We start from the raw sequence: 11,989 nt of genomic DNA, 5'->3' as shown, positions 1-11,989 counted from the left end.
CCTTAGCGGGGCGGGCTGGTCCCGCCCCTTTTCATCCTGCGGCCCAGCCCCGCCTGACCGGCTGACGAAAAGGAGTAACGACAATGGCAATCGTTTATGGCGCGGCGTTCAGCAGCACCGATCTGACGGCCAAAGCGCCGGGCACGAGCCACGACGCGGGCGAGCGTTCGTTTCGCAATGTGTTCGACTTCGCGACCAATGGCGGCGGCGGCACCGTTAACACGCCGAAGATCGCGATCGTGCGCGAAGGATCGTGCATCAAGGGTTTCCGCGTTTCGTCGGACGTGAACTGTTCGGGCATCAACTTCACCATCGGCACGATCGCCGACCCGGTTAAGTACTGCGCGGCGTTCGCCGGCCCGGCCGCGAACGCGCAGGTCATCCCCACGGTCAAAATCCCGATGCAGGCGATGGACCCGCTGGCGAGGCCGGAAGAAATCTATCTGTTCCCGAGCGGCAATATGCCCGCAGCGGGCACGCTGGTCGCGTTCACCAGCGCGACGCACCGCTGAACCGAACAGGCGGGCGGGTGGCGACACCTGTCCGCCCTGGCGGCGCGCCGGGTTTGACCGGTCAGGTTAAATCGGAGTGGGATCCTTTCCCGGCGCGCCGTTACTTCTTTCCCCACCTAAAGGCGCAGCGCCATGGCGACACCCGGCCCGACCCAGACTCGCATCGTCAACGGTGCGCTGGCGGAGCTGGGTTCGACCGAGAAAATCACCAGCATCGACGATCCGACCAGCAACAGCGCCAAGCGCGCGTTCGCGGTGTGGCCGGAAGTGTTGCTGGACTTGCTTTCGCGCCATCCGTGGAATTTCGCGCTGCGGCGTGCCGAGTTGAACGTGGCGACCGCCACGCCGGCCTTTGGCTATGAGCGCCAGTTTCAGCTGCCGAGCGGTTGCGTGCGATGGTTGCCGGCCGCGCGCGACGATGACGATTTCGAGGAAGCCGAGCGCGAAGGCAATTTCCTGCTGACCAATGCCGATACCCTGCGCATCCGTTACATCGCGCTGATCGACGATGTGACGGTGTGGCCGCCCGCCTTTGTTCGGGCGATGACGTTGATGCTGGCGGCGGCGATGGCCGAAGGCGTCACGCAGAGCGAAGGGATAAAGGATCGCCTAGCGCAGCGTGCCGAAGATCAGATTGCGAAGGCCAAGCGGATCGACGGCCTTGAAACCGGGCGGACGCGGCGCGGGCGGGTGTCGGTGCAATCGTCCTGGCTGCAGTCGCGCAACCGCTCCGCCTATGGGCGGTATTGAGCGATGGCGCGCGTCACGCCGGTACAGACGAATTTCAACGGTGGCGAGATTTCGCGCCGGCTGCATTCGCGATTCGACCTCAATCTTTACGATATCGGCCTGGCTGAACTGGCGGGTTGGGTTCCGCTGCCGGAAGGCGGCATCGATGCCACGCCCGGCTTTATCTATGTCGAGATGGCGGCCGGGCCGTGCCGGTTGATGCCGTTCGATTACAACGCGACGCAAGGCTACGTCCTCGAAATGAGCGACGGGATTGCGCGGCTGTTCACGAACGACGCGCGGATCGAGGACGCGGGAGACCCGGTCGAGGTCGAGATTCCGTATAGCTTCGCACAGATCGGCGGGCTGAATTACGAGCAGAGCTATGACGTGCTCTATCTGTTTCACCCCGAGGTGCAGACGCAGTTGTTCACGCGCACCGGGGCCGACACGTTCGTTGTCGATCCGCTCGAACTGGAAAACGGCCCGTTCGAACCGCGCAACAAGATCGAGACGCGGGTGGTCAGTGCCAGCGCGGTGTCCGGCACGGTAACGCTGACCGCGACGGGGCCGATTTTCGAGGCGGGCGATGTCGGCGGGCTGTTCCAGCTTGAGGCGGATGATTTCGGCGACATATCGTCATGGGAGCCGGGTATCACGGTGACGGTCGGCCAGCTGCTTGTGTGGAATGAGCGGGTCTATCGCGTGGCGGGCGGTTCCGGCCGCACCGGCACGGTCGCACCGATCCATAACAAAGGCGTCGAGTGGGACGGCATCGGCCAGGGCAAGGATCTGAACGACAAGAACGCCGGCGGCGTGCAGCTGGAATATATGCACGACCGTTTCGGCGTGCTGCGCATCACCGCCTACACCGATTCCACCCATGTAACCGCGCTGGTGCTGCGCCAGCTACCGTTCACGGCGGCGACCAGTTATGATTACGAAGGCGGATATTGGGATGAATGGGGCAATTATGTGCCGCCCGAGAATTCCGTCACCTATGGTTTTGGCAGCTGGCGGTGGCGCTTCGGCGCGTTCAGCACGCGGCGCGGTTGGCCAACCTGCGGCGTGGTGTGGAACGAACGGCTGGTGCTGGCCAAGGGGTCAACGATCTATGGCAGCGTCACCGGGGATCTGACCGATCATTCGACCTATAACGAGCTGGGCGAAATATCGTCGGACATGGCGTTTATCGCCACGGTGAAAGACCCGAACGGCATTGTCGGCCTAATCGCGGATGACAAGCTGTTGATGATGACCGCATCGGGTATGTTCGCGCTTGGCCCGTCGAACGCGGCGAGCGGCGTGGGGCCGAACAATCTGCGCGTCGATCGCGAGAATAACGAAGGCGCTGCGGCAACAATGCCGGTCGAGCTGGACGGGCGCAGCGTCTATATCGGCAAAAGCCGTCGGCGCGTGATCGAGGCCGCATATCAGGCGCAGCGCGATCGTCAGGATTCGATCGACCTGTCACGCTATGCCCGGCATATCGGCGCGCCGCGGTTCCTGTCGCTGGCGTCGCAAAAAGACCCGAACCGGTTGATCTGGGCATTGCGGGCGGATGGCACGCTGGCGGTAGCCGCCTATGTGCCCGAAGAACAGGTGCTGGGCTGGGCGACGCGCCCACTTGCGCCGGGCCTGTTGGCCAAGTCGATCTGCACCATCACCGATCCGGCCGGTGAACTAAGCCAGTTGTGGGTGTCGATCGAGCGGGATGGCGCGTGGCATGTCGCGCGGTTGAGCCAGTTCCGGCAGGAAGACGATGAGCAGGATCCGGTGATGACCGATCTTGCCTGGGAATATGACGGCGCGCCGGCAACCGAATTCGGGCCCGTGCCGTGGCTGGCTGGCGCGGCGGTGCAGGTGCAAGCGAGCGTGGCCGATGGCGTGGGAGTGACGTATCGCAGCGTCACGGTCGACGGCGACGGCATGTTCGAAATCGGCAATCCGGCATCGCGAGTGGCGGTCGGCCTGCCGTTCCTTGCGCGCTTCACGACGCTGCCCGGCAATGGCGGGAGCGAGAATGGCCCGGCCATGGGCAAGATGCGGCGTATATCGCGGATGGCGATCAGCGTGTTGAAAACACGCGGCTTGCAGATATCGGTGCAGGGCACGACGCCGCGCGACATCGAGCAGCTGTTCGCGGACAGCACGACGAACGAAGGATTCCAGCCCGACACCGGCATCGTGACGCTGGAAGATTGCGGCGAGCATGACCGGTTCGGGCAAATCACCGTGACGCGGGTCGCGCCGTGCGGGGCGACGATTCGTGCGATCCAGCCGACAACCGACGTTGCGGCGCGATGAAGGCGGGGCGATGAAAGTGACCGTGGTCCCATTCGAGCCGGAGCATCTGGCCGATATGACGATCCAGCTTGGCCAGCCCGAGCTTGATTGCGATCGGCTGGCGCGCGGTATCGCCTTGTCGGCAACGGGGCGGTGCTTCTCGGTCTTGCCGGGGTCTGGCGGTGCGCCGCTCTTTTGTGGCGGCGCGCTGGAATGCCATGCGCGCTACGCCAGCTTGTGGGCGGCGTTCAGCCCGGACGCCGGCCCGGCTATGCTGGCGATCACGCGGCGCACGCGGCACTTTCTCACGACCCTGAAACACACTCGCGTCGATGCCGTGGTGCGCAGCGATTTTCGCGCGGCGCACCGGTTCGTCCATCGGCTGGGCATGGTCGCGGAAGCGCGGCTCAACGATTATTTCGAAAATGGGGGTGACGCTGTGGTTTATCGGGCTGCGATCAATCGGACGGGCAAGTAGATGGGCGCGGCTCTCCCCGTCATCGCCCTGGCCGCGACGGTCGGCGGCAAGGTATTCGGCGCGATATCCGAAAAGAACGCGCTGTATGACGCGTCGAAGGTCGACGATGCGAATGCGCTGGGCTCGCTGCTGGAAGGCGAGCAACAGGCGTTGCAGACGCGGCGTGACGAACGCATGCAGGCGGGCGACATGATCGCGGCGATGGGCGGCGCCGGCATCGAGCTGGGCAGCGGGAGCGCGGGCGATGTCATCGCGCAGAGCGCCTATCAGCGCGAACTTGAAATCCTCAATATCCGCACGCGCGCCACGCGTCAGGCGAACAGTTTCTATCAGCAGGCGGCGGACAAACGGAAGGCCGGGCGCAATGCGCTGATCGGCGGCATGTTCGGTGCCGTGGCTTCGGCGGTCGGCGGGGCGAGCGATATGCGCGCGGGCCGCACGGCATCGGCGCAGGCCGGCGCGGAGCGGAGTGCGTCGTTGGGTGGCGGGGCGCAGGCCGTGCCGCAGATGCGCGTGAAGGGAGGCTGATATGCCCGAAGGCTTCCGGTCGCGGGTCAATACCAATGTCGTCGACGTGCAGCAGCGCGACCCGCGCGATCTGGTGTCGCCGATCGGCGCGGGCATCGCGGCGCTGGGCAAGGCGCTGGGTCATGTCGCCGATAATGAGGCAGAGACGGCGGAGAAAGTCGCGGCGAGCGAGCATCGCATTGCGTTGGAGGAACAGCGCCGGCAGCGATCGGCGACGGTCGCCAACCGGGCGGCAGCCTGGGCGGAGACGCAGGCGGCGATGGCGGCCGATCTCGACACGTTACGCAGCAGCAGCGAACCGGGCGCAGCCGGTTACAAAGAACAGGCCGATCAGGCGATCACTGACCGCCTGACAGGGTTTCTCGGTACGTTGGGTGATGATCCCGAGGTGCGGCAGCGGTTCGAACCGCTGGTCGCGGCGACCGGGGCGACGACACGGCTGGATGAGGATCGCTGGGCGCGCGGTGAGCGGACCAAGCAAGAGGGCGCGAATATCGACACCTGGCGCGACACGACGGGCAACGCCCTGATGTCGTCGCCGACACCGGAGAAACTGGAACAGGCGTTCACCGCGACCGACCTGCTGTATGACGCGCTCGACGTGCCCGGCACGGTCAAGGGCAAGTTGAAGGAAAGCGCCAAGCGCGGGTTCGTGCAGAATTTTCTCGATGGGCGAATGCAGGCGGGCGACTGGCAGGGGCCGAAGGCGCTGCTCGATGCCGGCCAGTTCGATGCGTTTCTCGACCCGGCCCAAAAGGTCAATTACCTGAAACAGGCGGGCAACGCGCAGGAACAGCAACAGCGCGAAGTCGAACTGGCGCAGGGCCGCGCGCGCGAGGAAGCGCGCGATGCGGGCAAGGCGGTCGAGGCCAAGGTTAAAGCGGGCATCGTGCCCACGCCGGCCGAGCTTCGCACGACGCGCGCGCAGCTGAAGGCGGCTGGCGTCGATGACGCCGAGCTGATCGAGTTCGACGCGCTGAACGTCAAGGTCGGCGTGAACCGCAGTTATGGTGCCATGGTCGACCAGCCGGGCGGCGGCGAGCGCATCCGGCGCGATCGTGATGCGCTGGCGGCGAAGATGGCGGCGGGCAAGGCGAGCGAAACCGAGCAGATGATGAAGGCGCAGCTCGACGATCTGGTGACGGTCGCGGACAAGAACGAAACCGAGCAGCTGAAAGGCCTGATGGGCAAAGGCCCGATCGGCAAGATGCAGGCGCTGGCGCAGCTGACCGGGACGCCGCAAGCCCGGTACGAGAAGGCTGAGACGCTGGAACCCGGTCTAGGCGCGGTTTCGCTGTTGGGACCGCAGGGACGCCAAGCGGCGATCGAGGGCAAGGCGCTGCGCCAGGCGCGGCCAAAGGATTTCGGCAAGGCGGCGGATGCCGAGCGATCCGCGCGCGGGATGCTGGGGCCGATGATGACCGCGCTGGGGCCGGAATATCGCCGTGTCGTCGATACCGCCTGGGACATCATGGCGAGCAATCAGGCGAAGGACGGCAAGGAAGGGTTCGACGAAGGCGCGATGCGCCATGCGATCAACATCGCGATGGGTGCGACAGTGCGGCCGAACGGGGCGCTGCAGGGCGGCGTGCAGCGGGTGCGCGGCAAATCCGTATGGTTGCCGGCGCAGATGACGGCACCGGAATTCGATCAGCAATTGTCGCGAACGGACTTTTCCGGGGCGGTCTATGCCAATGGCAAGGCCGTCGACAAGGCGGATGTGCTGGCAAGCTATCGCCCGTCCTTTGTCGCCGAGGGCGCGGACGGACGGCCGATTTACCAGATGGTCGACGCGAACGGGAACTGGTTGCGCGGCAAGGACGGGTCGGCCTTCGTCCTCTTGCCGAAGGTGCGCTGATGCCCGGTGTGGTGCTGCCATCGCGCCTGTCGACGCGCATGTCGCGGCCGAGTGAGCGGCTGGGGCCGGATCCGGCATTTCTGGAAGGGCTGTATGCGACGGCGGTAGAGTCGGCGGGCACTGCCGAGATACGGGAGACGCAGCGAAACGAGGCGCGCAACGGGGCGCTCGACGATATTGTCGAAGGCCTGCAGCAGCGCGGCTTCGCGGCGGATTACCGGCAGCGCGTGCTGGGCATTCCGGTCGGTTACGACGAAGGCGCAATCTGGCGCGACCTCGCCGCGGCGCGCGAGCGCGACCCGAAATTCTTCACGCCATATGCGACCGGCGCCGATGCGCTGGATGCCGATCTGAACCGTCGCTTTGCGCCGGCACCGGACAGCAATGCCGAGGTGGCGTCGCGGACGAAGGGCGCGGCTTCCCTGATCGGTAATTTGTGGGGCGGCGCGGCCGACCCGGTCAACACCGGTACGATGTTCCTTGGTGCAGGCGCGGGCAAGACACTGCTGCAAACGATGTGGCAGGAAGCGAAGCTGAACGCCGGCATCGAGTTGATGCAGCAGCCGTCGCGCGTGGTCGAGCGCGGGTTGCGCGGGCAGGAAACGACGGCGGGGCAGGCGTTGACCGAGGTCGCACTGGCGGGCGGTGCCGGTGCCGCGTTTGGGGCGCTGGGCAAGGTCGGCGAGCGCGCCGCGCCAGTGATCGGCGATGCGCTGGCGTCGGGCCGGGAAAAAGCGCTGGCGCGCGTGTATGACGTATTGCCGCCCGCGTTTCAGCAGCGGTGGAAAGAGTCGGGCGAGATCCCCGATGAAGCCTTGCCCGATGCACTGGAAGCATTGGTTGGCCGGTCCAACATGAGCGAGGACGAACGCGCGGCGGTCGCGGTGGCGCGGCGCGAAGCCGAGATCGCGCGCGCCAATCCATTCGAACCGAATGGCGCTGGGGTCGCGGCACATCGCGAGCGGATGGCCGAAGCGATGTCGCGCATCCTGTCCAATGCTCCGCCAGCGCCGGTGCGAACGCGGTTGGCGGGCGACACCGCCATATCCAGCGGCACGGTCGCGCCGCGCGCCAGCCAGGGCACGGTCGACACCGTGTTCGACGCTCTGGTGCATCAGGAAAGCGGCGGACGGCGCGGCGTGCCGGGCGTGATGACGCAGTACGGGCAGGCGCACGGGCTGACGCAGATGCTGGACAGCACGGCGGCGGCGGTGGCGAAGCGCATCGGCGAACCGTGGCGGCCGGAATTGATGCGCGGGCAATCGGACGCGGCGGCGGCATACCAGTTGAAGCTGGGCCGCGCCTATTTCGAGGAAGGGCTGGCGCGTTATGGCGGCGATGTCCGCAAGGCGCTGCATTTCTATCATGGCGGGCCGAACGAACGGCTATGGGGCGCGAAGACGCGGGCCTATGCCGACGCGATCCTTGCCCGTTCTGGCGGTGGCGACGTGCGGGTTCGCGCCGATGTCGTGCCCGGGGCGGAGGTGGCGCGCGCGCAAGCCGACCTTGACCGGCTTCGCGCCGAACGGTTCGAACTGGAACAAGTGACCGCGCAGTCGGGCCGAGATGGGGCGGACGGTGAAGAACCCACGCCCTGGGCGCGCGAGGTCGAGCCGGTGGCCGGTGTCGATATGGACGATGCGGCGCTGATCCCGTCGTCGATCGACGCGCGCGAAGGCGTGGCGGCCGAAACCGCGATGCTGCTGCCCAAGTTGCGCGAGATCGTCGCCGACCGGGGCCGGTCGATCAACCAGCTGGCGTCGATCGCGGAAGAGCTGGGCGTCCCGGAAGCGCGGGTGCGCGATGCGCTGACCGAATTGGCCAAGGGCCGCGAAGTGCGGATGAAGACGGTTAAGGCCAAGGACGGCACGCTGTCGCAGCAGTTCGCGCGCCAGCCGGTCGATGCCGGGCCGATCGATGCGCTGAAATTCATCGCGCGGATCGGTGTCAGTGATGACGGCGGGCACGCGCTGGCCAAGGGGCGGGAAAGCGCGCTGACGGGCAAGGCGAGGACGGGCCGCGACCTGCAGCGGTTCGTACCGGGGGCCGGGCCGCTGATCCGCAAGGGCGGTAAATCGGTCGATGAAATCGGCGAGCAGCTGTGGGATGCGGGCTATTTCGGACCGCCTTCCGCTGTGGCGCGGCCGGATGTCGACACGGTGTTGCAGTTCATCGAGCGCGCGGCGACGGGGGAAAAGCTGTTCCCGATCGGCGCGGTAATGCCCGATGCGGAGGTGCCGGCCGGTGTCGGCCGCTTCATCGATCCGGCCGAGCGCGAATGGTTCGTCGGCAAGTTCGAACACGCGGCAGAGGATCTGGGCGTGTCGGTCGATGACGGCCTTTTCGAAGCGGCCGTAAAAGTGTATGACGGGATGGACCCGGAAACAGCATCGCACCGCGTTGCGCTGATCCAGGCGTTGAACGATGAATTCGACGCGATCCGGCTGGACGTGTGGCACGAGACAGGGAACGATCATTATGCCGCGCTCGATGACGACTTCGCCGGCTCCTTTCGAGAAGCAGAAGGCGTTGGCCGCGACATGGGCGGACGACCCGAACTTGTCGCCGGAGACGCGGGAGCGCGCGGCGCGGCTGGCCAAGGCGCTGACCCCGAAGGGCTGAGCGCCCTATCTTCCGAGGCGCGGACCGCCTTTCTCGACCCTGACGGCGCGGCGGCAAAGGCGCAGGCGGATAGCCTGGCGCATGATGCACGCATGTTGCTCGATCGGGGCGCGGAAACCGATCCTGCCATTGCCGCCAAGCAACGTCAGCAGGGCGAGCTGGGCGCGGCTGCGCCGCTGGCGGCCAAGGTCGATCAGGACAGCACGATCGGCGCGCCGCTGTTCGACGCGGCCGACCAGACGCGATTCCGGCTGGATGACGGCGACGGCGAGGGCAAGACGATTGCCGAGATCATGGCCGACCTCGACGCAGAGGAAGCCGCCATCAAAACCGTGAGGGATTGCCTATGAGCCTTGGTGTCTGTCTCGCCGATCTGCTCGCGCGCAAGCTGATCACGCCGGAGCGCGCCGAGGCGATGCGCCCGGTCTATGACGAACTCGTTGCGCAGTACGAACCGAAGTTCGGGCGCGCCGCGGCGGAAAGCATGGCGACCGAAAAGGCGATGAAGTCGATCGATGACGATTTCCTGCACCGCAAGCGGGTGACGCTGTTGCAGGCCAAGGCGCAGGGCGTCGTCGCCGACAATGCCAGCCGCCTCTACAAGCGGAACAAGACACCGGGGAAACCTTCGCCCGATGGCTTGATGGCGCATCTGGTTGACGATCAGCACGCGCCCTATCCCAATGTCGAATATCGCTGGAAGAACCTGAAAGATGAAGCGCTTCGTGGTATGTACGACATGCTGTGGGAGCATCGCGCCAATGTGCTGGGCGACGTGCGCAACAAGAGCGATTTCAACGATGTCGTGATGGCGCTGGGCGGCAAGGAAACCGACAACGTCAACGCGCGGGAATTCGCCGATAGCTGGACGCGCACGGCGGAGTCGCTGCGCACCGCGTTCAACGCGGCGGGCGGGCGAATCCCCAAGCTGGAAAGCTGGTCGCTGCCGCATCATTGGGACGGTGTGCGGACCGGCATGGTGCCGTTCGAAACATGGCGCGCCGATTTCCTGAGTGAACTCGACCGCCCGAAAATGATCGATTACGCGACCGGCGAGCCGATGTCGGACATGAAGCTGGATGACCTGTTGCGCCAGAGCTACGAGAATATCGTCAGCGAAGGCGCGGTGGGGCGCGAGGCAAGTAGCGCGATGGTGGGCAAGGCGATGGCCAACCGGCGCACCGATCATCGCGTGTTCCATTTCAGTTCGCCGGATGGCTGGTTGCGGCTGAACGACAAATATGGGGCGTCGCATCCGCTCGATGCGATGCTGCACCATGTCGACAGCATGACGCGCGATATCGCGGCGATGCAGATCCTTGGTCCGAATCCGGCGGCGACGGTGCGCTGGATGAAAGACCTGATCGGCAACACGGCGCTGACCAGCCCAAGCCTGACGGCGCGCTTCGCCACGGGGCTGCATCAGCGACGGATCGACGGCGTGTGGGAGGAAATCACCGGCATCAACCGGATCGCGGCGCGGCCGAATGTCGCGTCGTTCTTTTCGACGCTGCGCAACTGGCAAAGCGCGACCAAGCTTGGATCGGCGGTTGTCGCGTCGGCGGCCGATCTCGCCACGAAGGGGCTGACATCGCGGTTCAACGGGTTGCCGGCCATGGCAGGGATGCGGGAAACGGTCGCATCGTTGAACCCGCTGGATGGTACGCATCGGGCGTTCGCGCGCCGATCTTTGATGGTCAACGAAGAGATGATCGGGCGGACGGCCGGATTCGGGCGGGCGCATTTCGAGGAAAATCTGGGCGGCGCGATCACGGCACCGACACTGGCAGCGCTGCGCCGCGGTGATGTCAGCCTGGCGGATTTTGCGGCGTTGCAGGCGAGGGGCAAGCTGCAGGCGGCGAATGAAGTGAGTCGTCGCGCATCGCAGTTCACCATGCGGGCCGGCTTGCTCAACCAGTGGACGATGTCGAACCGCAGCGGCACGGTGATGGAATTCTGGAATGCGATCACGCATTTCGCCGACACGCCGTTCGCCGAACTCAACCCGGGCTGGCGTGGCTTCCTTGAACGACAGGGAATCGGTGGCGAGGGTTGGGAGGTGTTGCGCACCTCGCCGCGCGTCGAGAAGCATGGCGAGCCGTGGATATTGCCGGAGTCGATCGACAATCGCGACCTGCGCGACCGGATCGTCGAGGGCATCTTTACCGAACTGGATTATGCGGTGTCGACGGGCGGCGTTCGCCAGCGCGCCGCAATGACCGTCGGCCGGCCGGGCGAGTTGCCGCACGAGATCATCAAGACGGCCGGCCAATTCCTGATGTTCCCGATCACGGTCACATCGCGCCACCTTTCGCGCGCCTGGAGCATGCCGGGTGTGCAGACCAAGGCCGGTTATGCCGCGTCGTTCCTGATCGCCACGACGGTAATGGGCGCGTTCAGCGAGCAGCTGGGCAACATCATCCGTGGGCGCGATTTCCGGCCGATGGACGATCGCGCGTTCTGGATGAAATCAATGTCGCGCGGCGGCGGCCTTGGGTATTATGGCGAGATATTCGAACACACGGTAGCGGAGAACGGGCGCGGCATTCAGGATTTGGGCAACGCCCCGGTGCTGGGATCGCTGGACAATTGGTCGAACGCGCTGGTGCGCCAGCCCTATCGTGCGCTGACCGGTCAAAAGACCGCGTTCGGCAAGGCCGGGGTTCGCCTGCTGAAGTACGAAGTGCCCGGCGACAACATCTGGTATCTGCGCCTCGCCTATGAGCGGCTGTTGCTCGACCAGCTGAGCGCCATGGCGGATGAGCACCCCGAGCGCGCCTATAGCCGGATGGAGAAGCGAGCGGCGGACGAACGCACCGCATACTTCGCGCCGCCCGGATCCGGCATGAGCGATTGGCGATCCCCTGATTGGGCAAATGCGCTGGGCAATGATCGCGAGCCCGCGCAATAGCGGCTTGCGAAATACCCAGATAGGATATATTCGACCCGCAGATAGCCGGTCCAGACCCCACTCCG

The 11,989-nt window shown here is 65.6% G+C and carries 8 protein-coding genes; all 8 read left to right on the top strand.

What is annotated here, in order from left to right:
- Positions 1–83: 83 nt before the first annotated feature.
- The 8 genes from H3Z74_RS21690 to H3Z74_RS21655 all read left to right on the top strand — a co-directional run bounded on the left by H3Z74_RS21690 (position 84) and on the right by H3Z74_RS21655 (position 11,924).
- Entirely contained in the window at positions 84–512 is a 429-nt protein-coding gene (locus H3Z74_RS21690) for a hypothetical protein (protein WP_187761567.1), read from the top strand.
- A 132-nt stretch (positions 513–644) separates the two neighbouring features.
- Positions 645–1,262 (top strand): hypothetical protein, encoded by a 618-nt coding sequence (locus H3Z74_RS21685; protein WP_187761566.1) that lies wholly within the window; start codon positions 645–647, stop codon positions 1,260–1,262.
- Between the two features lie 3 nt (positions 1,263–1,265).
- Positions 1,266–3,548, top strand: a complete 2,283-nt coding sequence (locus tag H3Z74_RS21680; RefSeq protein WP_187761565.1) for a phage tail protein — start codon at positions 1,266–1,268, stop codon at positions 3,546–3,548.
- 16 nt (positions 3,549–3,564) lie between these two features.
- Positions 3,565–4,005, top strand: coding sequence for a hypothetical protein (locus H3Z74_RS21675; RefSeq protein ID WP_229726727.1), 441 nt, complete (start codon positions 3,565–3,567; stop codon positions 4,003–4,005).
- Positions 4,006–4,533 (top strand): hypothetical protein, encoded by a 528-nt coding sequence (locus H3Z74_RS21670; RefSeq protein WP_187761563.1) that lies wholly within the window; start codon positions 4,006–4,008, stop codon positions 4,531–4,533.
- Position 4,534: 1 nt separating this feature from the next.
- Complete coding sequence (locus H3Z74_RS21665; protein WP_187761562.1) at positions 4,535–6,391, top strand: hypothetical protein; 1,857 nt, start codon at positions 4,535–4,537, stop codon at positions 6,389–6,391.
- Positions 6,391–9,363 carry a hypothetical protein gene (locus H3Z74_RS21660; protein WP_187761561.1) on the top strand — a complete coding sequence of 991 codons (2,973 nt, stop codon included), beginning with the start codon at positions 6,391–6,393 and terminating at the stop codon, positions 9,361–9,363. Before H3Z74_RS21665 ends, H3Z74_RS21660 begins: the two co-directional genes overlap by 1 nt.
- Positions 9,360–11,924 carry a hypothetical protein gene (locus H3Z74_RS21655; RefSeq protein WP_187761560.1) on the top strand — a complete coding sequence of 855 codons (2,565 nt, stop codon included), beginning with the start codon at positions 9,360–9,362 and terminating at the stop codon, positions 11,922–11,924. The genes H3Z74_RS21660 and H3Z74_RS21655 overlap by 4 nt, the downstream gene beginning before the upstream one ends.
- The last annotated feature ends 65 nt before the right edge of the window (positions 11,925–11,989 follow it).

Origin of the sequence: Sphingomonas alpina (assembly GCF_014490665.1) — a bacterium.
Taxonomy (GTDB): Bacteria; Pseudomonadota; Alphaproteobacteria; order Sphingomonadales; family Sphingomonadaceae; genus Sphingomonas; species Sphingomonas alpina.
Note: the sequence above shows the minus strand (reverse complement) of the source record. Positions and strands in the feature narration are given on the sequence as shown.

What these genes read in the sequence shown, in the direction of transcription:
- H3Z74_RS21690 (WP_187761567.1), top strand. Translation starts at nt 84, where the DNA reads ATGGCAATCGTTTATGGCGCGGCGTTCAGCAGCACCGATCTGACGGCC.
- H3Z74_RS21685 (WP_187761566.1), top strand. Translation starts at nt 645, where the DNA reads ATGGCGACACCCGGCCCGACCCAGACTCGCATCGTCAACGGTGCGCTG.
- H3Z74_RS21680 (WP_187761565.1), top strand. Translation starts at nt 1,266, where the DNA reads ATGGCGCGCGTCACGCCGGTACAGACGAATTTCAACGGTGGCGAGATT.
- H3Z74_RS21670 (WP_187761563.1), top strand. Translation starts at nt 4,006, where the DNA reads ATGGGCGCGGCTCTCCCCGTCATCGCCCTGGCCGCGACGGTCGGCGGC.
- H3Z74_RS21665 (WP_187761562.1), top strand. Translation starts at nt 4,535, where the DNA reads ATGCCCGAAGGCTTCCGGTCGCGGGTCAATACCAATGTCGTCGACGTG.
- H3Z74_RS21660 (WP_187761561.1), top strand. Translation starts at nt 6,391, where the DNA reads ATGCCCGGTGTGGTGCTGCCATCGCGCCTGTCGACGCGCATGTCGCGG.
- H3Z74_RS21655 (WP_187761560.1), top strand. Translation starts at nt 9,360, where the DNA reads ATGAGCCTTGGTGTCTGTCTCGCCGATCTGCTCGCGCGCAAGCTGATC.